The organism is Streptomyces sp. TP-A0356, from assembly GCF_001417775.1.
GTDB lineage: Bacteria > Actinomycetota > Actinomycetes > Streptomycetales > Streptomycetaceae > Streptomyces.
The window spans coordinates 71,982-96,332 of sequence record NZ_BBZJ01000018.1; the positions used below are offsets into that span (position 1 = coordinate 71,982).

General features: G+C 71.6%; 23 protein-coding genes and 1 pseudogene. 9 read left to right on the forward strand and 15 right to left on the reverse strand.

Features of this window, described 5'->3' with window-relative positions:
- Positions 1-128 precede the first annotated feature (128 nt).
- Both ASC56_RS15555 and ASC56_RS15560 read left to right on the forward strand, forming a co-directional pair.
- Positions 129-1,415 carry an ion channel protein gene (locus ASC56_RS15555; protein ID WP_055492009.1) on the forward strand — a complete coding sequence of 429 codons (1,287 nt, stop codon included), beginning with the start codon at positions 129-131 and terminating at the stop codon, positions 1,413-1,415.
- 165 nt (positions 1,416-1,580) lie between these two features.
- Positions 1,581-2,993 carry a glutamate decarboxylase gene (locus tag ASC56_RS15560; RefSeq protein WP_055492010.1) on the forward strand — a complete coding sequence of 471 codons (1,413 nt, stop codon included), beginning with the start codon at positions 1,581-1,583 and terminating at the stop codon, positions 2,991-2,993.
- Between the two features lie 70 nt (positions 2,994-3,063).
- Here ASC56_RS15560 and ASC56_RS15565 read toward each other — a convergent pair whose 3' ends face one another.
- From ASC56_RS15565 to ASC56_RS15580, 4 genes are all read right to left on the reverse strand, one after another.
- Entirely contained in the window at positions 3,064-3,705 is a 642-nt protein-coding gene (locus tag ASC56_RS15565) for a PadR family transcriptional regulator (protein ID WP_055492011.1), read from the reverse strand.
- Between the two features lie 24 nt (positions 3,706-3,729).
- Positions 3,730-4,278 (reverse strand): DinB family protein, encoded by a 549-nt coding sequence (locus ASC56_RS15570; RefSeq protein WP_055492012.1) that lies wholly within the window; start codon positions 4,276-4,278, stop codon positions 3,730-3,732.
- Between the two features lie 157 nt (positions 4,279-4,435).
- Positions 4,436-5,896 (reverse strand): aldehyde dehydrogenase family protein, encoded by a 1,461-nt coding sequence (locus tag ASC56_RS15575; protein WP_055492013.1) that lies wholly within the window; start codon positions 5,894-5,896, stop codon positions 4,436-4,438.
- Positions 5,897-6,030: 134 nt separating this feature from the next.
- Entirely contained in the window at positions 6,031-6,867 is an 837-nt protein-coding gene (locus ASC56_RS15580) for a helix-turn-helix transcriptional regulator (protein ID WP_055492014.1), read from the reverse strand.
- A 345-nt stretch (positions 6,868-7,212) separates the two neighbouring features.
- On the opposite strand from ASC56_RS15580, the gene ASC56_RS15585 reads away from it, so the two are divergent.
- Positions 7,213-7,701, forward strand: coding sequence for an ATP-binding protein (locus tag ASC56_RS15585; protein ID WP_055492015.1), 489 nt, complete (start codon positions 7,213-7,215; stop codon positions 7,699-7,701).
- Positions 7,702-7,865: 164 nt separating this feature from the next.
- On the opposite strand, the gene ASC56_RS15590 is transcribed toward ASC56_RS15585, so the two are convergent.
- The 8 genes and pseudogenes from ASC56_RS15590 to rpmG all read right to left on the reverse strand — a co-directional run bounded on the left by ASC56_RS15590 (position 7,866) and on the right by rpmG (position 11,578).
- Positions 7,866-8,123, reverse strand: coding sequence for a DUF397 domain-containing protein (locus ASC56_RS15590; RefSeq protein ID WP_055492016.1), 258 nt, complete (start codon positions 8,121-8,123; stop codon positions 7,866-7,868).
- A gap of 173 nt (positions 8,124-8,296) precedes the next feature.
- Entirely contained in the window at positions 8,297-8,758 is a 462-nt protein-coding gene (locus tag ASC56_RS15595) for an SRPBCC domain-containing protein (RefSeq protein ID WP_055492017.1), read from the reverse strand.
- A gap of 184 nt (positions 8,759-8,942) precedes the next feature.
- A pseudogene (locus ASC56_RS15600) lies at positions 8,943-9,293 on the reverse strand (ArsR/SmtB family transcription factor); the annotation flags it as partial.
- Positions 9,294-9,303: 10 nt separating this feature from the next.
- Entirely contained in the window at positions 9,304-9,675 is a 372-nt protein-coding gene (locus tag ASC56_RS15605) for a VOC family protein (RefSeq protein WP_055492018.1), read from the reverse strand.
- A gap of 76 nt (positions 9,676-9,751) precedes the next feature.
- Positions 9,752-9,988: a 30S ribosomal protein S18 gene (gene rpsR / locus ASC56_RS15610; protein WP_055492019.1), complete on the reverse strand. Its 237-nt coding sequence runs from the start codon at positions 9,986-9,988 to the stop codon at positions 9,752-9,754.
- Positions 9,988-11,157 carry a GTP-binding protein gene (locus ASC56_RS15615; protein ID WP_055492020.1) on the reverse strand — a complete coding sequence of 390 codons (1,170 nt, stop codon included), beginning with the start codon at positions 11,155-11,157 and terminating at the stop codon, positions 9,988-9,990. Before ASC56_RS15615 ends, rpsR begins: the two co-directional genes overlap by 1 nt.
- A gap of 2 nt (positions 11,158-11,159) precedes the next feature.
- The gene (locus ASC56_RS15620; protein ID WP_055492021.1) at positions 11,160-11,408 is read right to left on the reverse strand and encodes a type B 50S ribosomal protein L31; all 249 of its coding nucleotides are present in this window, start codon (positions 11,406-11,408) and stop codon (positions 11,160-11,162) included.
- A gap of 5 nt (positions 11,409-11,413) precedes the next feature.
- Positions 11,414-11,578: a 50S ribosomal protein L33 gene (gene rpmG, locus ASC56_RS15625; protein WP_055492022.1), complete on the reverse strand. Its 165-nt coding sequence runs from the start codon at positions 11,576-11,578 to the stop codon at positions 11,414-11,416.
- A gap of 62 nt (positions 11,579-11,640) precedes the next feature.
- Here rpmG and rpmB point away from each other — a divergent pair, with 62 nt between their 5' ends.
- Genes rpmB through ASC56_RS15640 form a run of 3 tightly spaced genes read left to right on the forward strand, consistent with a single transcriptional unit; the run spans position 11,641 to position 12,757 of the window.
- Complete coding sequence (gene rpmB / locus ASC56_RS15630) at positions 11,641-11,877, forward strand: 50S ribosomal protein L28 (protein ID WP_055492023.1); 237 nt, start codon at positions 11,641-11,643, stop codon at positions 11,875-11,877.
- A gap of 18 nt (positions 11,878-11,895) precedes the next feature.
- Positions 11,896-12,201: a 30S ribosomal protein S14 gene (gene rpsN / locus ASC56_RS15635; RefSeq protein ID WP_055492024.1), complete on the forward strand. Its 306-nt coding sequence runs from the start codon at positions 11,896-11,898 to the stop codon at positions 12,199-12,201.
- 49 nt (positions 12,202-12,250) lie between these two features.
- Positions 12,251-12,757, forward strand: a complete 507-nt coding sequence (locus ASC56_RS15640; RefSeq protein WP_055492025.1) for a hypothetical protein — start codon at positions 12,251-12,253, stop codon at positions 12,755-12,757.
- A gap of 669 nt (positions 12,758-13,426) precedes the next feature.
- Here the strand turns inward: ASC56_RS15640 and ASC56_RS15645 are convergent.
- On the reverse strand, positions 13,427-15,751 hold the full coding sequence (locus tag ASC56_RS15645) for an FUSC family protein (RefSeq protein ID WP_199836000.1): 2,325 nt from the start codon (positions 15,749-15,751) through the stop codon (positions 13,427-13,429).
- A gap of 175 nt (positions 15,752-15,926) precedes the next feature.
- Between ASC56_RS15645 and ASC56_RS15650 the strand changes: the two genes are divergently transcribed.
- Complete coding sequence (locus tag ASC56_RS15650) at positions 15,927-16,433, forward strand: DUF4232 domain-containing protein (RefSeq protein ID WP_055492026.1); 507 nt, start codon at positions 15,927-15,929, stop codon at positions 16,431-16,433.
- 310 nt (positions 16,434-16,743) lie between these two features.
- Here ASC56_RS15650 and ASC56_RS15655 read toward each other — a convergent pair whose 3' ends face one another.
- Positions 16,744-17,862: a DUF2786 domain-containing protein gene (locus tag ASC56_RS15655; RefSeq protein WP_055492247.1), complete on the reverse strand. Its 1,119-nt coding sequence runs from the start codon at positions 17,860-17,862 to the stop codon at positions 16,744-16,746.
- 118 nt (positions 17,863-17,980) lie between these two features.
- Here ASC56_RS15655 and ASC56_RS15660 point away from each other — a divergent pair, with 118 nt between their 5' ends.
- Both ASC56_RS15660 and ASC56_RS15665 read left to right on the forward strand, forming a co-directional pair.
- A complete protein-coding gene (locus ASC56_RS15660) occupies positions 17,981-18,739 on the forward strand; it encodes a Clp protease N-terminal domain-containing protein (RefSeq protein WP_055492027.1) in 759 nt (252 codons plus the stop codon).
- 290 nt (positions 18,740-19,029) lie between these two features.
- On the forward strand, positions 19,030-20,727 hold the full coding sequence (locus ASC56_RS15665; protein WP_055492028.1) for a bifunctional 3'-5' exonuclease/DNA polymerase: 1,698 nt from the start codon (positions 19,030-19,032) through the stop codon (positions 20,725-20,727).
- On the opposite strand, the gene ASC56_RS15670 is transcribed toward ASC56_RS15665, so the two are convergent.
- Complete coding sequence (locus tag ASC56_RS15670; protein WP_234376963.1) at positions 20,687-24,190, reverse strand: BTAD domain-containing putative transcriptional regulator; 3,504 nt, start codon at positions 24,188-24,190, stop codon at positions 20,687-20,689. The genes ASC56_RS15665 and ASC56_RS15670 overlap by 41 nt on opposite strands.
- Positions 24,191-24,351 lie beyond the last annotated feature (161 nt).

The following is a 24,351-nucleotide window of genomic DNA, read 5'->3' on the forward strand; positions in this document are numbered from 1 at the left end:
CTGGGGCCTCACGTCGCGTGAGGTGCAAGCGGAATTCCTTCGGGGGGCGCTCTGGGTGGCGCGATGCGCCCGGCCCCCCTCGGGATGTTGCACCGATATGCCCGTTTACCCCCGTTTATGGTGAGCGCGTGGCCCAGGACACCGCGCAGCAGGAGACCGCCGTCCCGGCGACCCCCGCGCGGGGTCTGCTGCCGTTGGTCCTGCCGGCGCTCACCGTCGGCGTCGGGGCCAGTCTGCTCTACCTCGGGGTGAGCGGGCTCGCCGAACAGCTGGAGCACGTCCTGTGGCGGAACCTGCCCGACGCGCTGGGCGTCGGTCGCTACTCCGTGCTCTGGATGCTCGTCGTGCTCACGGCGACGGGCGTGATGGTGGGCCTGGTCGTCTGGAAGGCGCCGGGGCACGCCGGTCCCGACCCGGCGACGCTCGGCCTGGCCGTCACGACCCCGCTGCCGCCCTCCGTCGTGCCGGGCCTGCTGCTGGCGGCGGCGCTGATGCTGGCCGGTGGTCCGAGCCTCGGCCCGGAGAACCCGGTCCTGGTGACCAACGCCGCGCTGGCGTTCTGGCTGGGCCGCAGGATCGCGCCCCGGCTGCCGGGCGGCGCCTGGGTGGCGCTGGCCGAGGCGGCGACGATCGGCGCGCTGTTCGGCACGCCGGTCGCGGCGGCCCTGCTGCTGTCCGAGGCACTGGCCGGGCAGCCGATCAGGGGGCTGCTGTGGGACAACGTCTTCGGACCACTGATCGCGGCCGCCGCGGGTGCGCTGACCACCACCCTGCTGGCCCGGCCGTCCCTGGACCTGGACCTGCCCGCCTTCGGCCGGCCCGACTGGGGCGATCTGCTCAGCGCGCTGGCGGTCGCCTCCGCGGGCGCGCTGCTCGGGATGGCCTCGGTGTACGCCTTCCCTTACGTGCACGCCGCCTTCAGGCGCCTGGGGCACCCGATGGTGGCGCTGCCCGCCGGCGGACTCCTCCTGGGGCTGCTGGGGGCCCTGGGCGGCCATCTGACGCTCTTCAAGGGGCTCGACGAGGTCGCGGTGCTCGCAAGGAATCCGGACGGCTGGTCGGCCGGGCAGTTCGCGGCGATGTCCGTGGTGAAGCTCGCGGCGATGCTGGTGGCCGCGTCCTGTGGCTTCCGCGGCGGGCGGATCTTCCCCTCCGTGTTCATCGGCGCCGCACTCGGGCTGTGCGCGCACGCGCTCGTCCCCGCCGTGCATCCGGCGCTCGGCGTCGCCGCGGGGGTGCTGGGCGTGCTCCTCGCGGTCACCCGGCACGGCTGGGTGAGCCTGTTCACGGCCGCGGTGCTGGCACCCTTCCCGGCGATCCTCGCCCTGCTCTGCGTGGCGTCGCTGCCGGCCTGGCTCCTGGTCACCGGCCGCCCGCAGATGCAGCTTCACCCGGACGGCACCGCGATCCGATGAACGGCGGCGCAGGTCCGTCGAACGGGTGAATAAGGAGAACCGGTGAACCAGCCCGCCCCGCCGATCCGATGAACCAGCAGAGCACCCGATCCGATGAACGAGCACAGCACCCGATCCGATGAACCCGTAGACGCGCACCGCCGACGCGATGGGAGACGAGACACCATGTCGCTCCACACAGGCCCGAGGAAGCACGACGAACGCCCCATTTCGCTGAACCCGTTCTTCGGGGAGGCGAATCCCATCCTGGAGATGACCGAGGCACCGCCGAAGCACCGGTTGCCCAGGCGGCCCCTGCCGCCCTCGATCGCGTACCAACTGGTGCACGACGAGTTGATGCTGGACGGCAACGCCCGGCTGAACCTCGCGACCTTCGTCACCACCTGGATGGAGGAACAGGCCGGCCAGTTGATGAGCGAGTGCCGCGACAAGAACATGATCGACAAGGACGAGTATCCGCGCACCGCCGAGCTGGAGAGCCGCTGCGTGGCGATGCTCGCCCACCTGTGGAACGCGCCGGATCCGGATTCCGTCGTCGGCTGTTCGACGACCGGTTCGAGCGAGGCGTGCATGCTCGCCGGGATGGCCATGAAGCGACGCTGGGCCAGGCGCAACGCGGACCGCTACCCGTCCAAGGAGGCGCGTCCGAACCTGGTCATGGGGGTGAACGTGCAGGTCTGCTGGGAGAAGTTCTGCACCTTCTGGGAGGTCGAGGCCCGCAAGGTGCCCATGGAGGGGGACCGGTTCCACCTGGACCCGGGGGCGGCCGCCGACCTGTGCGACGAGAACACCATCGGGGTCGTCGGCATCCTCGGTTCCACCTTCGACGGCTCCTACGAGCCGATCGCCGAGTTGTGCGCGGCCCTGGACGGACTTCAGGAGCGCAGGGGGCTGGACATTCCCGTGCATGTGGACGGCGCGTCCGGGGCGATGATCGCGCCCTTCATCGACAAGGAGCTGGTGTGGGACTTCCGGCTGCCGCGGGTCGCGTCGATCAACACCTCCGGCCACAAGTACGGGCTGGTCTACCCGGGCGTGGGCTGGGCGCTGTGGCGCGACCAGGAAGCCCTCCCGGAGGAACTCGTCTTCCGGGTCAACTACCTGGGCGGCGACATGCCGACCTTCTCGCTCAACTTCTCGCGGCCCGGGTCCCAGGTCGTCGCGCAGTACTACACCTTCCTGCGGCTGGGCCAGGAGGGCTTCCGGGCGGTCCAGCAGACGACTCGGAACGTCGCGCAGGCACTCGCCGAACGGATCGAGGCGCTGGGCGACTTCGAGCTCCTCACCCGTGGCACCGAGTTGCCGGTCGTCACCTTCACGACCGCGCCGGACGTGAAGGCGTACGACGTCTTCGACGTCTCCCGGCGCCTGCGTGAGTACGGCTGGCTGGTACCCGCGTACACGTTCCCGCCCAACCGCGAGGACCTGTCGGTGCTGCGGATCGTGTGCCGCAACGGCTTCTCCATGGACCTCGCCGATCTGTTCCTGGAGGATCTCGAACACCTACTGGCCGAGCTGAGAGAGCAGGAGCACCCGATGACCTTCGACAGAGAGCGGGCCACGAGCTTCCACCACTGACACCGCTGGATTTTGGCTACAACACGAAGTAGCGCCGCCGCCCCGATTGATCAGACGCGATCAGTAGCGATCAGCGGCCATCCTCTGGATGCCGCTCCCCAGTCGCGTAAGGGTTCTCCTCGCCCTCGCCCAGGATGCCCACGAACGGATCGCCCTCCCCGGCGAAGGTGTAGGCACCGGCCTCGATGCGCTCGATCAGGCCTCTGGTCCACGCGGCTTCTCCGTCGGCCGCGTGGACCCACATGTTCATGATCTCGCCGATGTGACCGAGCTTCTCCGGCCCGTCCTCGGGCACGTAGTGCTCCGTTACGGCGTCGCGCCACTCCGCCAGGCGGCGCAGCCGTTCCCTCAGCAGCCGTACCACCTCCGCGCGCTCCAGGTCGACCATGAATCCGATCGCCGTGGAGAGCATGTCGATGCTCCGGTCGCGCGCCACCAGAGCCTCGCGCAGCAGGGTGAAGTACTCCTCGGTGCCCTTGTCCGTGATCTCGTACTCGGTGCGGGGCGGGCCGCCGGCCGTCGACGGGGCGATCTCGTGGGCATGGAGCAGCCCCTGCTTCGCCATCTGTTTGAGGGCGTGGTAGATCGAGCCGGGTTTGGCGTTGGACCACTCGTGCGCGCCCCAGTACTCCAGGTCGTTGCGCACCTGGTAGCCGTGGGCCCGCCCGTGCTGGCGGACGGCGCCCAGCACGAGGAGACGGATCGCTGACATGCGTTCAGACTAGGCCGCCCGGCGTCAGCCCCAGGACGTGCCCCGCTCCGCGGCCACCAGCTCGAAGGCCGTCTTCCCGTCCAGTGACTCACGGATGATGTCCGCGTGCCCCGCGTGCCGGGCCGTCTCGCGGATCAGGTGGAGCATCAGCCAGCGCATCGACACCCTTCCATCCGGCGGGAACCAGGGGTCGTTCGGCAGCGGGAACGTGTCGTCGAGGCTGGGCACCGAGCGGATGAACGCCTCGGTCTCGGCCGCGACCTTCTCCCAGTACCCGAGCTGCGACTCGACCGTCTCGTCCCCGAGGAGCCGGAAGCACTCGTGCCAGTTCGACTCGTCGCGCCTGACCGCGGGCGGCTCGCCCTTGGCCCGGGCGATCCAGGCCTGCTCGACCTCCGCGACATGCTTGAGCAGCCCGGACAGGGACAGTTCGCTGGCGCTGGGCCGGGATGCCGCCTGCTCCGGCGTCAGACCGAGCAGGGCCCGGCGGATGCCGCCGCGCTGTTCCTCCAGGAAGGAGAGCAGCGCTCCGCGCTCGTCGCCCTGCGCCTCCGCACGCACATGAGTGACCATGACCGGCCGCCTTTCGTCGGTTCCAGCGGGTTCGTTCCCGTGTCTGACACCGACGACGCTACGGGCCCTTGCGGTCAGCCTCTGTCCGCAAGGGCCCACCGCACCGAAGGAACCGGAAGAACCCGGAAGAACCAGGTGTGCTGTCCGGACAGCACACCTAGAAGGGGAACGCGCTCCGACCGTGCTGCACCGAGATCCACTTCTGCGTGGTGAAGGCCTCGATCGTCGTCTCGCCGTTCAGCCGGCCGATGCCCGAGTGCTTCTCGCCGCCGAAGGGCACGAGCGGCTCGTCGTGGACCGTGCCGTCGTTCACATGGAACATGCCCGTGTCGATCTGCTTGGCGAAGGCAACGCCGCGCTCGATGTCGGCGGTGTGGACGGCGCCGCTGAGGCCGTAGGGGGTGTCGTTGACGATGCGGACGGCCTCTTCCTCGCCCTCGAAGGGCATGAGGATCGCGACCGGGCCGAAGATCTCCTGCTGGAGGATGGAGGAGTCCGCCGGAACGCCCGTCAGGACCGTTGGCTCGACCAGGTTGTCGGTGGTGGAGCCGTGCACGAGGGCCGTGGCGCCCTCGGCGATGGCCTGCTCCACCGCGCCCGAGATCGCGTCCGCCTGCGAGGAGTTGATGACCGGGCCCACGACCGTCTGCAGGTCGCGCGGGTCGCCCACCTTCAGGGACTTGACCTTGGCGACGAACTTCTCGGTGAACTCGGCCTGCAGAGAGCTGTCCACCAGGACGCGGTTGGCGGCCATGCAGACCTGGCCCTGGTGTACGTACCGGCTGAAGACGGCCGCGTCGACGGCGTAGTCGACGTCGGCGTCGTCCAGGACCACCAGCGCGCTGTTGCCGCCGAGTTCGAGGATCGAGCGCTTGAAGAGGGAGGCGCAGACGGTGGCGACATGGCGGCCGACCTTGTCGGAGCCGGTGAAGGAGATGACCTTCGGGACCGGGTGTTCGAGGAACGCGTCGCCGATCTCCGCTATGTCGGTGATCACGACGTTCAGCAGACCGCCGGGGAGCCCCGCCTCCTCGAAGATCTTGGCGACCAGGGAGCCCCCGACGATCGGGGTGTTCTGGTGCGGCTTGAGGACGACGCCGTTGCCGAGCGCGAGCGCCGGGGCGACCGACTTGATCGACAGCAGGAACGGGAAGTTGAACGGGCTGATCACGCCTACGACGCCGACGGGCACACGGTAGAGGCGGTTCTCCTTGCCGTCGATCGGCGACGGCAGGATCTTGCCCTCGGGACGCAGCGCCAGATGGATCGACTCGCGCAGGAACTCCTTGGCGAGGTGCAGCTCGAAGGCGGCCTTCAGACGCGTGCCGCCCAGCTCCGCGGTGATCACTTCGCTGATCTCGGCCTCACGGTCCTCGATGAGTCGCAGGGCCTTCTCGAACACCGCACGGCGCGTGTAAGGGTTGGTGGCGGCCCACTCCTTCTGGGCGGCCGCGGCGGCCCTGTACGCCTCGTCGACCTCGTCCACCGTGGCTATCGTGATCGACGCCAGCTTCTCGCCGTCGTACGGGTTGAAGTCGATGATGTCCCAGGAGCCTGTGCCCGGGCGCCACTCACCGCCGATGTACTGCTGAGCAAGATCGGTGAAGTAGGACGACATGTGATCCCTCAATCCCTGGCAGCCGAAGCAGACACCGTTCACGCACCCGTGACCGAGTCACGGCCTGATCACGCGTCATCGTACTGTTGTTTAAAGGGAGTTGGAGAACCCGTCGGGATACTCTGCGCGGACTGTCAGGAAAGCTGGAGCAACCCCCGCAGCAGATCGCGGCTCTCGGCCGGTCCGGGGCTGTCCTGCTGCAGTTGCTTCATCGCGGTCTCGTACTGTGCCACGTCCTCGTGTTTGTCCAGGTAGAGGGCGCTGGTGAGCTGTTCCAGATAGACCACGTCGGACAGGTCGGACTCGGGGAAGCTCAGGATGGTGAAGGCACCGCTCTCGCCGGAGTGCCCGCCGAAGCTGAACGGCATGACCTGCAGCCGTAGGTTGGGGCGCTCCGAGATGTCGATCAGATGCTGGAGCTGTCCGCGCATCACCCCCCGGTCACCGTAGGGGCGGCGCAGGGCGGCCTCGTCGAGGACGACGTGGAACTGCGGGGCGTTCTCCGAGACAAGGTACTTCTGCCGCTCCAGCCGCAGCGCCACACGCCGGTCGATGTCCGCGGCGCTCGCTCCCTGCATACCGCGGGCGACCACCGCGTGCGCGTAGGCCTCGGTCTGCAGCAGGCCGTGCACGAACTGGACCTCGTAGGAGCGGATCAGATGTGCCGCGCCCTCCAGGCCGACGTACGTGGGGAACCAGCTCGGCAGGATGTCCGAATAGCTGTGCCACCACCCGGCGACGTTGGCCTCCTTGGCCAGGGAGAGGAGGGAGGTGCGTTCGGCCTCGTCCGTGATCCCGTACAACGTCAGCAGGTCCTCGACATCGCGCGTCTTGAAGCTCACCCGTCCCAACTCCATGCGGCTGATCTTCGACTCCGAGGCCCGAATCGAGTAGCCCGCCGCTTCCCTGGTGATGCCGCGCGCCTCCCGCAGGCGCCTGAGATGGGATCCCAGCAGAATGCGCCGCACCACCGACCCGCTCGAGTCCCCAGCGCTCACGTTCGTCAGCCTCCCCAACCGTCCTTCAGACCGCGCAGTCTGCCACTAAAACACTTCGAGCAGTACTCGTCCGGTTACAGAAATGGAAAGGAGCCAAAGAGGAGACGCAACGAGAGATCAGGAAGGAGCGGCAAGCGGGAAGAAAGTGACAGAAGAAATAAGCAGAAAGCGGTACGGGGCGACCAATTCCGGCCGCGTGCACGTGCATCTGCCCTTGCATCTGCTTGGCTCATCCGAAACCATGGTCCCGCGCCACCGCTGCATCGCCACGACCGCGAACACCCGGGAGTGCCTCGCATGGGAACGAATGGATCGACCATGCTCGAGCCCTTACGGCAGGGACTTCCGCCGCTCGACCCCGCCGCCGTGTCCAGTGCCGCCTCCTGTGCCCTGCCCGCCCGCCTCGAAGCGGTGCGCGAAGCACGGCAGTTCACGCGCAGGACGCTGGGCCAGTGGGATGCGGGCGAGCGCTTCGACGACGTGTGCCTCGTGGTCTCCGAACTCGTGACCAACGCACTGCGGCACGCACTGCCCTCGTCGGCCCCCCGGACGGGTGAGCAGGACCCGCCGGTGCGGCTGCACCTGATGCGCTGGACCACACGCCTGGTGTGCGCCGTGCGCGACCCCAGTCACGACAGTCCGGTGGCGGGCGACTCGGAGGACTTCTCGGCGGAGTCGGGCCGGGGACTGTTCCTGGTCGACTCGTTCGCCGACAGCTGGGGCTGGCACCCGCTGGCGGGCACGCTCAGCGGCAAGGTGGTCTGGGCGCTGTTCCGGCTGCCGCCCGCGCAGGTCTGCGCGGAGTGACCCCCCGCGGCCCTTACTGAGGCCTCGGTTCTACGCGTGTTACGGCCTGCGGCGCATCCATGCGCCGCAGGCCGCTCGCGTTCGGACGGCCAGGACGGACCGGCAGGACGGCCAGGACGGACCGGGGTCCGTGAGCGCCCCAATCCCCGCCCCCCTCAGGCGCGTTACGTGATGAGGTGGTCGAACTCGCCGTCCTTGATGCCCAGCAGCATCGCCTCGATCTCCGCACGGGTGTAGACCAGCGCGGGGCCATCGGGGAAGCGCGAGTTCCGCACCGCCACATCTCCCCCGGGCAGCCGGGCGAACTCCACACAGGACCCCTGGGAGTTGCTGTGCCGGCTCTTCTGCCAGGCCACTCTGTGCAGCTCCGTCGCAGCCATGCCGTTGTACACGTCGTCCACGTCGCACACGTCGTGGTCCACAGGTCGCTCCCCGGATGGTGCATTGGCTGATATGGCCATTTGATGCAGCGGTCAACTGCCCCGGATCATAACTCTGTTCACATGCAGATGCATGGGCAGATGCACGTGCACGGGGGGTGTTCCTGCGATTACAGCTTTTACAGTCCCTTGACTACAGCGTGACGGCGACCTGACTACAGTCCGTCAAGCGCCTGCCCCAGAGCTCGCAATACATGCGACCTCCAGCCCCCGTCCATGACCTTCCGCGCCATCATCTGTGCAGGATCGTCCGGGTCGAACCCTTCATGCACTAGGAAGAGACGCGTACCGCGGCCTTCCTGTTCCAACGTCCATGTGATGGTCCAGTCCGCCGGGTTGGCGGGGTCGGCGTCGGCCCAGCGCAGACGCAGCATCCGCCCCGGCTCGAATGCGAGAACCTGCACGTCGACCGCGCCGGAGAACTTGGTGTTCGGCCGCGGGACCGAGGTCATCCGGTACCGGTGACCGACTTCGAGACGGAAGTTCCCGGCACCGGGCATCTGCCACTGGGCGAGCAGAGCGGGCTCGGTGAGGGCGCGCCAGACCTTGGCCGGCGGATGCGGCAGGAACTGGTCGACGCGGATCGTGGTGAGATCGCCGTCGGGTGCGGTACTCATGGCTGATCGCCGTGGGGTGCGGTGCTCATGGCTGATCGCCGTCGGCCGCGGTCCTGATGACTGGGTCACCGTCGGCCGCGGTCCTCATGGCTGGGTCACCGTCGGCCGCGGTCCTCATGGCTGGGTCACCGTCGGCCGCGGTCCTGATGACTGGGTCATCGTCGGCCGCGGTACTCATGGCTGGGTCATCGTCGGCCATGCGGTCGAGCAGTTCGCCGAGCCCCTTCAGCTGCTCGCGCCAGAACCGCTCGTACGGATGGAGCCAGTCCTGCACCTCGGCGAGCGGTGCCGCCTCGAGGCGGTAGATGCGCTGCCGTCCGCTGCGCTGCTCGGCGACGAGCCCGGCCTCCCGCAGCACCTTGAGGTGCTCCGAGAGGCTGGGCCGCCGCATGTCGAAGTGGTCGGCCAGGGCCTGGACAGGCTGCGGCCCCTCTTCGCGCAGCAGGCGCAGCACCTCGCGGCGCGTGGCGTTGGCGAGCGCGGTGAAGACGCGATCCTCGGCGGCGGTGCCCGCCCCGGCCCCGGTCGTGGTCATGCCGGTCTTCCTATCCCTGAGCCTCCGTCAGCAGCATCAGACCGTTGCCGTCCGGGTCCCCGAAGGACGCCATCCGGCCCCAGGGGAGGTCGTCCGGGCCCTGCACGGACACCCCCGCCTCGGCCAGCCGGGCACAGTCGGCGTCGACATCGGTCGTCACCAACATGATCCCCCGGGCCGAGCCGGGCTCGAAATCACCCATTCCGGGGCCGGAGAGCGTGAAGACGGTCTGCGCGCCGCGGGGGGCGACCTGGAGCCACCGCCCCTGCGGCAGGTCCAGATCGGCGGTGACCTCGAAGCCGAGGACGTCCGTGTAGAAGCGCAGGGCGCGGTCCTGGTCGGCGACGGGGAGCGTGAGGAAGGAGGCGTGTGTGATGCTCATGCGAACGAGAATAGGTAGGAGATTCCCTACGAGTCAAACGTAGGGAATCTCCTACCTATCTGCCGCGGGAGACGGGCTACCGGGACGAGTAGGGCAGCAGCGCCATCTCCCGGGCGTTCTTGATCGCGCGGGCCAGCAGGCGCTGCTGCTGGGCCGACACGCGGGTCACCCGGCGGCTGCGGATCTTGCCGCGGTCCGAGATGAACTTCCGCAGCAGGTCCGTGTCCTTGTAGTCGATGTACGTGACCCCGGCCTGGTCCAGGGGGTTCGGGCGGGACTTGGCCGGGCTCTTGCGGTCGGGCTTGCGGGGCATCAGGCCTCCAGAAGGGTGTCGAAGGCGGGCGGCAACTGCTTCCAGGCGTCGCGGCCCGCGGCGAACTCGGCGTCGGTCAGCAGGCAGGACTCGAGCAGTTCTTCGAGTCCGTCGCGGTCCAGGCCCGGGGAGGTGAACACCAGGTGCTGACAGCAGTCGCCGTGCTCCGGGTGCCAGTCCAGGGCGGCGGCCGCCCGGCGCACCGGCGGCACCATCTCCCAGGCGGCGTCGGGGAGGGAGGCCAGCCACGGGCCCGCGCTCTCCACGCACAGGGCGCCGCCCGCCGCGTCCCAGTGCAGCAGGGTGTCCGGGCGGTCGGCGAGCCAGAACCGGCCCCGACTGCGCGCAGCGGCGCAGGTCAGGTCCTCCAGCGCCGCGTAGAGCCGCTCGGGATGGAAGGGGCGGCGGCGGTGCCACACCAGCGTGGAGACGCCGTGCGCGTCGGCCTCGGCCGGCAGCAGCGCACACGCCGGGTGCTGGGCCGCGGCGGCCGCCTCCACGTCGAACCCGGCGAGGGCGGCCTCCGCCAGCGCCGACCGCCGCGGCGAAGCACCCGCCGGTCCTTCACCGTGGGCGCCCCCGAGGGGGACCTGGCGGGCCGTCGGATGCAACTGGGCCAGCAGCGCCCGGTCCTCTTCGTCGGCCTCCTCGGACTCGGCGACGGCCAGGACGGGGGCGTACTCCAGTTGCCGGGCGAAGGTGTCCGCGACCGTCCGCTGGTCCGTGGCCGCGGCGGCCAGCCCGCGTTCGGCGAGGTCGTCGCCGTTGCCGAGGTAGGGCAGCAACAGGGCCGGGTCGACGGCGGTGATCACCCCGGTGACCGTGAGTCCGCCGGCGGCGATCACCTCGGCCATCGCCTTGGGTTCCACCGAGTCCCACAGTTCCACGACGGCGAGCCGGGTCAGCTCGGCCTCGGCGAGCCGCAGCAGTTCGGGCACCAGGTCCTCGCGCAGCGCGCAGCAGGCGCAGTCATTGACCAGCGGCGCCTCGCCGGTGGACAGCACGCCGCTCGCATCGCGGACCGATCGCACGACCGTGCCGGCCGCTGCGGTCGCCAGGTCGTGATGGAGCGCCACGCTGCCGGGCACGTCGGCGAGCAGCCGCGCGACGGTCGCCCTGCGGGCGTCGGTGTGCAGCCCGGCGACGACCACGACGGAGAGCTCGGTCACGCTCAGCCCCGCTTCCCGTACCGCCGCTCGAAGCGCTCCACGCGCCCGGCCGTGTCCAGGACGCGCGCGGTGCCCGTGTAGAACGGGTGGCTGACGTTCGAGATCTCGACGTCGACCACCGGGTAGGTGTTGCCGTCCTCCCACTTGATGGTCTTGGCGCTGGTCATGGTCGAGCGGGTGAGGAAGGCGTGGTTGGCGGCCCGGTCACGGAAGACGACGGGCCCGTACGAGGGATGGATGCCTTTGCGCATCGGGCTCAGCGCTCCTCTCGGAACTCGACGTGCCGGCCGATGACCGGGTCGAACTTGCGCAGGGTCATCCGGTCCGGGTCGTTCCGGCGGTTCTTGCGGGTGACGTAGGTGTACCCGGTGCCGGCCGTGGACCGGAGCTTGATGACGGGACGGAGTTCGTTGCGTGCCATGCTGCTATGTTACTGAAAATGAATTCCATTTACACAACCCGTCCGAGAGAGGTGCATCACCCTTGTCCGCGCACTGCATGCTGACCGGCGCCCAGCCGGGCTTCGGCAACCGGATCTCGCACTCCCACCGGCGGACCTCCCGCCGCTTCGACCCCAACATCCAGACCAAGCGCTACTGGCTGCCGAGCGAGGGCCGGCACGTACGGCTTCGGCTGAGCGCCAAGGGGATCAAGACCGTCGACACCATCGGTGTGGAAGCGGCCGTGGCCCGGATCCGCGCCCGTGGCGTGAAGATCTGACGGGGGCGAGGGAGCGATATGGCGAAGAAGAGCAAGATCGCGAAGAACGAGAAGCGCCGGGTGGTCGTCGCCCGGTACGCGCGGCGGCGGGCCGAGCTCAAGGAGATCATCCGCCGCCCGTCGTCCACCGAGGCCGAACGGCTCGCCGCCCAGCGGGAGCTGCGCAGTCAGCCCCGCGACGCCAGCGCGACCCGGGTGCGCAACCGGGACAGCGTGGACGGCCGGCCGCGCGGATACCTCCGTACCTTCGGTCTGTCCCGGGTGAATCTGCGTGAGCAAGCGCACGCCGGTTACCTGCCCGGCGTCCGTAAGTCCTCCTGGTAGCTTGCTGCGGTCGTTCACACGACCTCGTCGGCAACTTCAGGAGACTTCAGTGACTTCGGCGACCTCTGTCACGCGCCGGCAGGCGCGCATCGCGCTCGCGGCCGCGGGGCTGACGGCCGCTCTCGTGCTGACCGGCTGCAGCAGTGGCTCCGGGGACGGCGGCTCCTCCGCGCCGAGCGCGTCCTCGTCCTCGTCCCCGGCGGCCACCGGTGACGGCTCCGGCGCCCCGAGCGCCAAGCCCGGGAAGCTGGAGGGCAGCTGGCTGGCCACGACCGACGGCAAGGCCGTGGCACTGGTGATCACCGGCAAGCAGGCCGCGCTCTTCACGACGGGCGGCACCGTGTGCAGCGGGACCGCGGGCGAGGAGGCCGGGATGGAGATGATCCACCTGAAGTGCACGGACGGCAGCAAGAACCGCCGGACCGGGATGGTCGACTCCGTGACCTCCGCGGGCATGAAGGTGACGTGGCAGGGCGGCATCGGCGCGGAGACGTACACGAGGTCCGAGGGCGGCAAGATGCCGAGCGGGCTGCCGACGGCGAGCCTGGGCTCCTGACACGACGGCGCCTGCCGAACGCGGCTCGCCTGCGCCGACGCGCTGTGGAATCCCGGGTGCCGCAGCCCGTCGGCGTGGCCGGGGCTCGGGCCAAGGCCGGGCTTCACGTTTTGGGCCTCGCCCCACGGCGGGGCGTGGTCGTAGGGCCGGGCGGCGCCTTTGGATCTGGCGGTCGCATTGGGGCCGGGCTCGCCTCAGGGCAGGGCCTCGCACGGCAGGCGCGCCAGGGCCGGGGCTTGCCTCACGGCACGGCCTCGTCTCGCGGCCGGACGTCGCCTCACCGCAGGGCCTTGCCTCACGGCAGGCGCGCCAGGGCCGGGGCTTGCCTCACGGCAGGGCCTTGGCTCGGGACCGGGCCTCCCCTCGCGACCGGGAATGACGCCCGGAATCCTGCCGCGCACATCCGTCCCGTCACGGACAGATCCCCTATCAGCCGACTCTCGCAGCATCAGCATCCGCATCAGCCCGACTCTCGCAGCGCCCCCGGACTCCCGGTCACCCCCGGACCCCCGGTCACCCCCGGACTCCTGGTCACGCCCGGCCCTCGGCGCGCCCGGAATCCCCGGGCGACCAGCTCCTTCGCGCCTTGGTCCTTCGGGTGCCGCGGCTCCCCCGCGCCCTATCCCCTTCGCGCACCCTCGTCCTTCGGGCGCCCAGACTCCCCCGCACTCACTCCCCCGCGCGCCCAGGCCCCACCACGTGCCCGGGCTCCTCCCCGCGCCCGATCTCCTCCCCACGCCCAGGCTTCTCCCCGCGCCCGATCTCCTCCCTGCCCCCGGGCTCCTCCCCGCGCCCGGGATCCTGCGGGGGCTCGTCGGCCTTCTGTGTGAGTCCGTCGGTTGTCATCGGTGGCACGTCCGTGTCGAGGGCCGCGGTGAGTTGTTCCAGGGCCTCGAGGATCAGGCCCGCGCCCCGGCGGACGATCGCGGCGGCGGCGGGGTCACCGGCCTTCGTGTTCTCCTCGTCCCCCTCGTCCCCCTCGTCCCCCTCGTCCCCCTCGTCCCCCTCGTCCTCCTCCTCGTCCCACTTCCGCAGCGCCTCGCGTACGGCGTCCCACGACGGCGGCCGGCGTTCGCGGATGGCCTTCGCGCCCCGTTCCGTCGCGGTGCGCAGGGCGTCCGCGAAGCGGGCGGCCGGCGGTACGGGGCTGGCGCCGCGCTCCGGGAGGTGCGCCTCCAGGAGCATGGCGACCCGGCCCATCTGGGCGAGTGCCTCCTCGGCCTCGTCGGCCGCGGTCCGGGACAGACCCCGGTGGCGCACCGGCTCGTTGCGCGCCCGGGCCAAGGCCTCGTGCCAGGCGGCGCGGGCGGTGCGCGCGGCGAGGAGGCTCTCGCGCACATCCGGGGCGTTCTTGCCGGCGGGTTCCGCGTAGCGGCGGATGACGGCCGCGGCGTACCGCCCCTGCGCGGCCAGCCAGTCGGCGAGCCGGTTGCGTAGCCGTGGGGTCTCCCAGGCCGGGTAGACGGCGTACGCGACCATGGCGAGGAGGCCGCCGAGCAGGGTCAGGACGACGCGTTCGGGGACGGTCTGGGTCCACTGCTCGCCGATCATGCCGAGCAGGAAGACGACATACGCGGCGATGCAGGCCTGGGTCGCCACCTGCCCGGTGCGCATGATCAGGTACATCAGGGCGGCGCAGAGCACCGCGAGGGCGGCGGAGAGCACCGGGCCCGGAGTGGCAAGCCGTACGACTCCGGTGGCGAGGGCCACGCCGATGAGGGTGCCCCAGAAGCGGGCGATGGCACGGCTGTAGGTCTGCGAGAAGTCGGGCCGCATGATCATGACCGCGGCCAGCGGAGCCCAGTAGCCGTGCCCGAAGTGCAGCGCGTTGCCGAGGGCGTACCCCACGACGGCGACGACGGAGACCCGGGCCGCGTGGCGGGCGATCGGGGAGCCGGGGCGCAGTTCCTTGCGCATGGCGCGCAGGACGACGGGCACCAGGCGGACGAGACTCGGGCGCACCAGGTGCTTGGGCGGGTCGCCCCCGCCCATGGCCTTCTCGTCCTCCCGCGTGCCTCCGGCCGTCTCCACCACGTCCTGCAGCAGGGTCCGCAGCCGTTCCGCCGCCCGATGCGCGGGCCCCGTCAGGATCGCCCCCGTGTCCGGGGTGCGCAGGGCGGCGACCGCGGCCGGCGGGAGTTCGACCGGGGTGCCGTGCCGGATGGCCTGGGCGGCGGCGTCGAGGATCTCGGCGGCGGCACCGAGCAGTTCATGCACCCGGTCCCGTTCGCGGCCCTCGCGCGGGACACCGACGGCCGGGTCGGCCAGCGAGGCGAGGACCGGCCGGATGCGCTCGGCGAGGCCCCGGGCGCCATGGAGCTCGGCGGGGCGGCGGCGGGCCTGGCGCGGGGTGACGGCGGCGGCGGCGCGGGCCTCCATCAGCGGCAGCGGGTCGAAGGGCGCGACCGGGTCCTGGCGCAGCCGGCGCGCGTAGTCGGCCTCGGCGGCCAGCGCGTCGGCGAGCGCGTCACGATGGGCACCCCAGCGTCGTACCGGGAAGAGCACCACCAGCACGGCCTGCACCACACCACCCACGATCATCATCGCGGCATGGCCCGCCGCCGCGCCCACGGAGGTCGGCAGGGTCACCGTCACCAGCATCATCGCGACGTTCGAGGCGGCCATCAGACCGGCCGTCGTCCCCGCGGCCCAGCTCAGCCCGGCCACGAAGGTCCACACGGCGAGCAGGGTCAGGAACAGCGGCGGGTGGGAGACGGTGAGGTAACCGAGGAAGGTGCTGACCGCGAGGCTCGCGCCCGAGACGAGGGCCAGTTCGGGGCGTGGGCGCCAGCTGCGCTGGAAGGTGGCGATCGCCGCCTGGTTCGCGCCGAACGCCGAGCTGGCCGCGACGGCCGGTCCGAACAGCCAGAGGCTCGCCACGATCACGAGCGCGAGTCCGGCCGCACCGCGCACCGCGACGAGCGGCTCCAGTCGCTTCCGCTCGATCCTCAGCCCCGAGCGTGCGGCCTCCTTCAGCGCCGGCAGCCAGCTCATTCCGCCAGCGTACGGGAGATATGCGGGGACATACGGGAGATGTCATGACGTCCACGGCCCCCGGCGCATGGGGATCTTGAGGCGGCGCATGAGGCATTGAGGGGGGGGCGCGCAACGCACTGCCGCCCGCCTGCGTGATGATCCATGGACACCGTCACGATCTCAGAGGACCCTCATGCGCAGCCTCCCCGTCCCGCTGGCCGTCACCGCTCTCGCCGCGACCCTCACCCTGACCGCCTGCGGCGGCAAGAGCACGCACGACGCCGGGAAGAAGCCCGCCTGCCCGATCGCCGTCAAGGTGGGCCCCGCCAACGCGGCCACCACCGCGGGCGACACCGGCAACGTCCCGGTCACCATCACGAACCGCAGCGGCGGCAAGTGCAGCTTCGAGGGCTTCCCCGGCGTCGAGCTGGACGGCGACTCCTCCTGGAACGTGACGGTCGACAAGGCCGCGAAGCCGGCCAAGGTCACGTTGCAGAAGGGCGAGGCGGCGACCTTCACGATCACCTACGTCCGCGGGAAGGCCGGCGGCTCGCTCAGCGCCTCGGCGAAGACCGTGAAGATCACCATCCCGGGCGCCGGCGCCGCGCAGAGCTACCCGTGGTCGTACGGCGAGGTGTCACTGAAAGACGCGAAGACCCCCGACGCCGCGGTGAGCCCGATCCAGGTCGCGGGCGACTGACCCGCGGCCGCGGTCGGCGACTGGCCCGCGGTCCCGCCCTACCGCCGGCCGGACCCGGAGCCCACGCACGACCGGTCCGCGGCGCACCTGAACCACGGACCACCCCCACGGCGCACGTGAACCACGGACGTCCCCCGTACTCACGGGACCGACGACTCCCTCGGCGCACGTCACACAACGGGGGCTTTCCCGGGAGCACGGGACCATGGCCGACTCCCCGGCGCACGTCACCACGGGGGCTGCCCCGGGCGCACATGACCATGACCGACTCCCCGGATTCGGGCGCGCCGTGGGCGGCCGCCCCCCGTACTCACGGCAGCCGGGGCCGTCCCGCGACCTGGGCCCGGTCCGCGGCCGCGGCGCCCTGTTCCCATCCGGCCGTGTCGTCGACCCCGCGCAGCCGGGTGGTCACGGTGTCCGGGAACATCCGTTCCATGCGGTCCGTGACGGCCACGTCGCGGGCCGCGAGCACCGGCAGCAACTCGCCCTCGCTTCCGGCCACCTGCTCCTCGGCCGCCGCCCGGAGCCGGTCACCGATGCGGTGCGCGTACGCGGCCAGGAAGGACTGCCGGAACGTCTTCGTACGCTTCCTGCCGCCCTTGCGCTGCGCAGCCTCCGCCTTCGTCATCGCCGCGGTGGCCTGCACGAGCAGCGAGGTGTAGAGGAGTTCGACGGCGTCGAGGTCCGGTTCGAAGCCGATGACCGTGCAGAAGCCGAGGGCCTCGTGCCACACGGCGCGGCAACGGTTCGCGTCCGCCACCGCGTCCAGGAGCACCGCCTTGGCCGTCTCGTACGGCGGGTCGACACCGATGCGGCAGGCGCCGGGCCCGTCCTCGGCGTGCGTACGGGCCGCGAGCAGCGCCTCGTCGATGCTGTGCCGCGCCATCAGTTCCTGCGCCTTGGCACTGAGCGCTTCCGCCTCCTCCGGATACCCGGTCGCCTCCGCCTTGGCGAGCAGCGCGCGGATGCGGGCGAGCATGCGGGTCTCCGGCTGCTGCCGGGCCCTGGACTGCCGGGGCACGTCGAGGGAGTCGAGGGTGGGGAGGCGCAGCAGCAGCCGGTACAGCTGCAGTACGGCGGTGGCGTACGAGAAACGGTCGGGGGCGCGCGGCGGTTCCCCGTCGAGGTCCTGGAGCTGGGCGGCCCAGCGCGGACCGGGAGGCGGCCGCTCCCCCGCCTCCTCGACGATCAGCGCGGACACGAGACGTACGTGCAGGTCGTCCAGTTGGCGGCGGACGATGCGTACGACGTCGGCGGGCTGCCAGCCGCGCCGCCAGGCCGCGGCGACGAACTGCTCACCGCGCCGGGCGAGTTCGACGTCGGCCGAGGGGTCGGCGGCGAGCAGCGAGGCGCCGGTGTCGAGGGCCGCGTCGGTGTCGTCGTAGAGGGCTGCCTCGAAGGCGCGGTCCACGGTGGTCGTCGTACTCACGCGTTCGATCGTGACACGGGGACGGCACTGGTGGTGCGGTCGCCGGCGGCACCCGGGCAGGAACATCGAGTGTCAACTTCGGGTTGACGATGGGCTCTTGTCAACCTACGGTTGACACATGACGTCGAAGCCCGACACCACAGCGAACCTGCGTCTCGACGACCTCATCGAAGCCATCAAGAAGGTCCACAGCGACGCACTCGACCAGCTCCAGGACGCGGTGCTCGCCGCGGAGCACCTCGGCGACGTGGCCGACCATCTGATCGGCCACTTCGTGGACCAGGCCCGGCGTTCGGGGGCGTCCTGGACCGACATCGGCAAGAGCATGGGGGTGACCAGGCAAGCGGCCCAGAAGCGCTTCGTGCCCAAGGAGTCCGCGGACCTCGACCCCAGCCAGGGATTCAGCCGCTACACACCCCGGGCGCGGAACGTGGTCATGGCCGCGCACAACGAGGCGAAGGCCGCGGGGAATGCCGAGACCGTCCCCGAGCACCTCGTCCTGGGACTGCTCGCCGAGCCGGAGGGGCTCGCGGCCAAGGCGGTCGTGGCCCAGGGTGTCTCCCTGGAGGCGGTGCGCGAGGCGGCGACGGCGGCGCTCCCGGCCCGCGCCGAGGAGGTCCCTGAGCTCGTCCCCTACGCCCCCGCCGCCAAGAAGGCCCTGGAACTCACCTTCCGGGAGGCTCTCCGCCTGGGCCACAACTACATCGGCACCGAGCACATCCTCCTCGCGCTCCTGGAACTGGAGCACGGCGAGGGCCTGCTGACCGGCCTCGGCGTGGACAAGACGACGACCGAGCAGTACGTCGCGAAGACTCTGGCCGCGCTCCTCGAGACCCGCGAAGAGACCGGCGAAGAGACCGGCGAAGAGGAGGCCTGAGCCAAGGCCCCGACGCGGGCCCACCGCTCCGCGACCGTGCAGGCCCATCACTCCGCCGACCACCCAGCAACCACGCACGCCGACCACCCAGCGGCGAACCAGGACCGACCACCCAGTGGCGAACCAGGACCGACCGCTCAGGGGCGGATCGCGACCGACTGCCCGGCCAGGAGTGCCAAGGCAGAGCGGGCGCACGGCCGGCCGGTGGTCGTCGGGACCCGGCGAGCGGGCCGCGGGCGGGCCGGCTGCACGTCCGGCCCGTTGTCGGACCCCCCTGTCACACTCGCGGCATGACCGGGCGCTGGGCTCTCGCTCCGGCCGAGGACGGTGGCGTGGAGGTCGCCGCCCTCGGCCCGGACGGGCTGCTCACCGGGCCCGTGGTCAGGGAGGGGGATCTCGCCGAGGCCGTCCGGGCGCGGCCGGAGGTCACCCGGTGGGTGTGGCGGTCCACCGCCGACGTCCAGCCACGTCTGCTCGCCGCGGGGGTGCGTGTCGACCGGTGCTATGACGTCGAAGCGGCCGAGGCCCTCCTCCTGGGCCACGAAGGACGCCTCGGCGAGCCCCGGTCGGCCGCCGCCGCACTGGCCCGGCTGCGCGGCGGCCCGGTTCCGCCGGATCCCCCGTCGCGCTCCGCCGAGCCCGGCTCACAGTCCTCCCTCTTCGAGCCGAGCCCGGTCCATCTCCCCCTCGGCGACCTGGTCGAGGTGTACGCGGACCAGCAGCGCAGGCATGAGGCCACCGCGCACCCGGAGCGCATGCGACTGCTCACCGCCGCCGAGTCGGCCGGCATGCTGGTGGCCTCCGAGATGAACCGCTCCGGGCTGCCGTGGAGCGCGGACGTCCATCGCGCCCTGCTGCACGAACTGCTCGGCGAGCGGTACGCGGGCGGCGGCGAGCCCCGGCGACTGGCCGAACTGGCCGACGAGGTGTCGACCGCCTTCGGCCGCCGGGTCCGGCCCGATCTGCCCGCCGACGTCGTGAAGGCCTTCGCGCAGGCCGGCATCCGGGTGCGCTCCACCCGCCGCTGGGAGATCGAGTCCCTCGACCACCCCGCCGTGAAGCCCCTGCTGGAGTACAAGAAGCTGTACCGCATCTGGGTCGCCCACGGCTGGTCCTGGCTGCAGGACTGGGTGCGCGACGGCCGCTTCCGTCCCGAGTACCTGCCGGGCGGCACGGTCACCGGCCGCTGGGTCACCAACGGCGGGGGCGCCCTGCAGATCCCGAAGGTCGTCCGGCGCGCCGTCGTCGCCGACCCCGGCTGGCGGCTGGTCGTGGCGGACGCCGCCCAGATGGAGCCGCGCGTCCTCGCCGCGATCTCCCGCGACCCGGTGTTCATGGAGGTCGCGGGCCGTGCGACCGACCTCTACCAGTCGGTGTCCGACCGGGCGTTCTCCGGCGACCGCGCCCAGGCCAAGCTCGCCGTGCTCGGCGCGATCTACGGCCAGACCTCCGGCGACGGTCTGAAGAACCTCGCCGCGCTGCGCCGCCGCTTCCCCCGCGCGGTCACGTACGTCGACGACGCGGCCCGCGCGGGTGAGGAGGGCCGGCTCGTACGGACCTGGCTCGGGCGTACGTCCCCTCCGGCGGCCGGGGCCTCGCAGGACGCGGCGGAGGAGGCGGGCATCCCGCAGGAGGACGATCCGCCGGGCGCGTCCGAGGAGCCACACCAGTGGCTGCCGGGGTACGCCTCCACCAACTCCCGCGCCCGCGGCCGATTCGCGCGCAACTTCGTCGTGCAGGGCAGCGCGGCCGACTGGGCCCTGCTGCTGCTCGCCGCCCTGCGCCGCGCCTGCGCGGACCTCGCCGCCGAACTGGTCTTCTTCCAGCACGACGAGGTGGTCGTGCACTGCCCGGCCGCCGAGGCGGACACGGTGGTCGCGGCGATCCAGGAGGCGTCGTCCCTGGCGATGCGGCTGACGTTCGGCGAGACGCCGGTGCGGATTCCGTTCACGACGGCGGTGGTGGAGTGCTACGCGGACGCCAAGTGAGGCCCCCCACGGACGGAGAGGGATCGCCGGCCGGCCTGCCGGCCGGTGTTCCTCCCGAGGCCCATGCCTCCTTCCCTCCCCCGCCGGTGCACCCTTCCGCCAGCAGTTCCCTCAGCTCCCCGGCCACCGGACTGTCCGTCCCGTCCAGCGCGGCAAGGGCGGACGTCCACTGCCGCCGGGCCTCCCCCGCGTCGCCCTCCGCCCGGTGGAGCAGGCCTCGCTGGTGCCGGGCCAGGCCCTCGGTGTAGCGGTCGCCGCAGCGGGTGGCCAGGGTCAGCAGCACATCGCACTCGTGCGCGGCCCGCGCCGCGTCCCCCCGCCCCCGAAGCCCCCGCACCAGCCCCAGCCGCGTCTGCGACTCGCCCTGCCAGTGGCCGTGACCGCCGAGGATGCGCAGGCTCTCCTCGAAATGCGGTACGGCGGCGTCCGGTTCACCGAGCGTGAGGTGGGCGAAGCCGATGTTGCAGTGCGCGGAGTGACGGACGATGACATGACCGATCCGCTCGCCGATCTCCAGGCTCCGGCGGTGGTGGCCGATGGCGGCCCGCGGGTCCGTGTGCTCGTACAGGTTGCCGAGGTTGCTGTAGGTGATGGCCTCCTGCATGGGATCGTTCAGGACGCGCGTGTACTCCAGGCACTGCCGCAGCGCCTCGCCGGTCTCCTCGTACCGGCCGAGGCTCTCCAGGAGCAGCGCCCGGTTGTTGAGGCCCCGGCACAGGCAGGAGACGTACCCGAGCCGCCGCCAGATCTCCAGTGCCTCGTCGAGCAGGGCGACGGCGTCGTTGCCGCGGCCCTTCATGAAGTGCAGCCCGGCCAGGTCCAGCAGCGCATACCCCTCCGCGGGCGCGTCCGCCAGCCGGCGTGCCCCGCGCAGGGCGGCCCGGACGAGCACCTCCAACTCGGCAACCCGGCCGCGACGTTGCAGATGCGTGGCGATCAGGCGGACGAGCAGCGGGACATGGGCGGAGGTCTCCGCGTGGCGTTCCACCAGCGCCACCATGTTCTCCAGTTCGAGGACGATCCAGTCGGCGGCGGCCTGTGCGGAGCCGAAGGCGCGCACGCCCGCCACGTCCGCGGTGTGCGTCCCGGGCTGTGACGGGGTCTCCCGGAGCCGGTCCGCGCGCTCGGCGCCCGGCTCGACGATGGCCTCGTAGGCACGTGCGGCCACGGCGGCGTACCAGCGCAGGGCGAGGTCCGCTGCGGTGTGGTCCGTCATCGCGGGCTCCTCGCTCGCCGCGGTCTCACGGGCGAAGTCCCGGACGAGGTCGTGCGGCGCGTACCGCCCGTACGCGGTCTCCTCCAGGAGCGCGACATCGACGAGACGGTCCAGGGCGGCCTCCGCGCGGCGCTCGTCCGCGCCGAGGACGCGGGCGAGGAGGGGCGCCCCGTAGCCGGGGAGGTCCAGCACGCCGATACGGCCGAGGGCGCGCGCCGCGTCCCGGTCCGCCTCACGGTCGGAGGCGCGCAGCGCGTCGTGCGCGACGGCGAGCGAGCTGCGGACGCTGAGGTCGTCGTACTCCAGGTGGTGCAGCCGCCCCTCGGTGGCGGCCAGTTGGGTCGCCAGCATGTCCGGGGTGAGCGCGCGACGGGCGGCGAGACGCGCGGCGACGACCCGCAGGGCGAGCGGCAGACGGCCGGCGAGTTCCACGAGCGGATGCCCGGCGTCGAGCCCGTCCCGGCCGGAGACCGCGCGGAGCAGGGCCGCGCTGTCCTCGTCGGACAGGGGCGGAAGCGGAACGCGGTGGGCACCGTCGAGCGCGGTCAGCGGGGAACGGCTGGTCACGATGACCGCGCAGCGAGGGCCGCCGGGCAACAGCGGACGCACCTGGGCGGCGTGCGCGGCGTCGTCCAGCACCATCAGGGTGCGGGTGGGGGCCAGCAGCGAGCGGAGCAACGCGGCGGCCGCGGCGGGCTGTTCGGGGATACGACGGGGGTCGGCACCCAGGTCGCAGAGCAGCGCGGCGAGCGCCTGCTCGGGGGTGAGCGGGGTCATACCGGGCATGGCACCGTGCAGATTGAGGTAGAGCTGACCGTCGGAGAAACGTTCCCTCAGTCCATGTGCCACATGCAGGGCGAGCGCGCTCTTGCCGACTCCGGCCATACCGCTGAGCACGGCGACGGCGGGCGCACCGTGTTCGGCCCCCAGGAAGCGGAGTAGTTCCTCGCGTACCGTGTCGCGGCCGGTGAAGTGAGCTGGTGCGGCGGGAAGTTGGGCGGGGCGGGGCACGGCGGGCGCGGCCTGGGAGTTCGGGTTCCGGACGCCGGAGTCCTGTTCGGAGCCGGCCCGGCCGGGGTCCGTGCCGCTGTCGCCGCTCGCGCCTTCCGCGCCGACTTCACCGCGTTCGCCCTTAGCCCCCTTCGCCCCCTTCGCCCCCTTCGCTCCCTTCTCGCAGTCCTGGCAGTTCTGGCAGTTCTGGCAGTTCTCGCCGTGCGCGCCGTGCGGCGCTGAAACGTTCGCGTACGTGCGACCGATGCTTGCCCCGTCGGCATAGGTGCGACCGATGCTTGCCCCGTCGGCGTGCCTGAGACCGATGCTTGCCCCGTCGCCGTCGACGTGCCGGGGATCGCCGTTGTGCATACGTCCGCCCCGCGCACCGTCGACGTGCGTACAGCCACCCCACGCACCGCCGTCGTAGGTACGCCCACCCCGCGCACCGTCGACCTGCGTACGGCCCGGGCTCCCCTGCCGGTTGCCGTGCCCGGCCGGGTCGTCCCGCAGGATCTCCAGATGGGCCTCGCGTACGGCGGCCCCAGGCTCGACACCGAGTTCCTCGATGAGGCGTTCGCGCAGGTCGCGGTGGACAGCCAGGGCCTCTGCCGGGCGGCCCGTGCGGTGCAGGACGAGCATCAGCAGCCGGTGGAAGCCCTCCCGCAACGGGTGTTCGGCCACCAGTGCCGCCAACTCCGGGGCAAGACCGCCGAGTCGGGTCCCGCCGAGGTGCAGTTCGGCGTCGTACCGCCACTCCAGGACGAGCAGCCGCGCCTCCTCCAGGCGCTGCACCAACGCGTGTCCCCCGCTCTCCAGGGGCAGTCCGCTGAGCGGGGCCCCGCGCCACAGCGCCAGCGCGCCGGACGCCTCGCGGACCGTGCGCTCCCAGTCGCGCCCGGCGTGCGCGGCGCGGGTCGTGACGACGTGTCCCTCGAAGACCCGGACGTCCAACTCGCCCGCGTCCACCCGCAGGAGATAGCCGGGTGGTACGGCACGCAGCCGCTCGGGGCCGTCGTCGCCGAGGAGGCGGCGCAGGCGGGTGACATGGTTCTGCAGGGAGGCGTGCGCGGAGGCCGGGGGCGCCCCGCCCCACAGCGCTTCCTTGAGTGCGTCGACCGGGACGACCCGGCCCGGCTCCAGCAGCAGCGCGACCAGCAGGGCACGCATCTTGCCACTGCCGATCGCCCGGGTCTGCCCGTCGGCGTCGTACACGACGGGCGGACCCAGCAGTCCGAACCGCAGCCCGTACCGCATAGCCGCCCGCTGCCCTTCCGCACGGCCCGATCGCCGCGCCTCCCATCGCGGTCCGGTTTGCCCACCCGTCGGGAACCGGCCAGCTCACGGCTCGGAAGAACCGTTGGCCACATGTTAGCGATCTGTTGGCGTGGCCTGATGTGATCTATTCATCGGATCTG

Coding starts and splice junctions, on each gene's coding strand:
- ASC56_RS15570 (WP_055492012.1), bottom strand. CDS start 4,278: ATGGTCACTCATGTGCGTGCGGAGGCGCAGGGCGACGAGCGCGGAGCG.
- ASC56_RS15645 (WP_199836000.1), bottom strand. CDS start 15,751: ATGAGCTGGCTGCCGGCGCTGAAGGAGGCCGCACGCTCGGGGCTGAGG.
- ASC56_RS15665 (WP_055492028.1), top strand. CDS start 19,030: ATGACCGGGCGCTGGGCTCTCGCTCCGGCCGAGGACGGTGGCGTGGAG.
- rpsR (WP_055492019.1), bottom strand. CDS start 9,988: ATGCCCCGCAAGCCCGACCGCAAGAGCCCGGCCAAGTCCCGCCCGAAC.
- ASC56_RS15595 (WP_055492017.1), bottom strand. CDS start 8,758: ATGAGTACCGCACCCGACGGCGATCTCACCACGATCCGCGTCGACCAG.
- ASC56_RS15660 (WP_055492027.1), top strand. CDS start 17,981: ATGACGTCGAAGCCCGACACCACAGCGAACCTGCGTCTCGACGACCTC.
- ASC56_RS15605 (WP_055492018.1), bottom strand. CDS start 9,675: ATGAGCATCACACACGCCTCCTTCCTCACGCTCCCCGTCGCCGACCAG.
- ASC56_RS15565 (WP_055492011.1), bottom strand. CDS start 3,705: ATGTCAGCGATCCGTCTCCTCGTGCTGGGCGCCGTCCGCCAGCACGGG.
- ASC56_RS15575 (WP_055492013.1), bottom strand. CDS start 5,896: ATGTCGTCCTACTTCACCGATCTTGCTCAGCAGTACATCGGCGGTGAG.
- ASC56_RS15670 (WP_234376963.1), bottom strand. CDS start 24,190: ATGCGGTACGGGCTGCGGTTCGGACTGCTGGGTCCGCCCGTCGTGTAC.
- rpmG (WP_055492022.1), bottom strand. CDS start 11,578: ATGGCACGCAACGAACTCCGTCCCGTCATCAAGCTCCGGTCCACGGCC.
- rpsN (WP_055492024.1), top strand. CDS start 11,896: ATGGCGAAGAAGAGCAAGATCGCGAAGAACGAGAAGCGCCGGGTGGTC.
- ASC56_RS15620 (WP_055492021.1), bottom strand. CDS start 11,408: ATGCGCAAAGGCATCCATCCCTCGTACGGGCCCGTCGTCTTCCGTGAC.
- ASC56_RS15650 (WP_055492026.1), top strand. CDS start 15,927: ATGCGCAGCCTCCCCGTCCCGCTGGCCGTCACCGCTCTCGCCGCGACC.
- ASC56_RS15585 (WP_055492015.1), top strand. CDS start 7,213: ATGCTCGAGCCCTTACGGCAGGGACTTCCGCCGCTCGACCCCGCCGCC.
- ASC56_RS15560 (WP_055492010.1), top strand. CDS start 1,581: ATGTCGCTCCACACAGGCCCGAGGAAGCACGACGAACGCCCCATTTCG.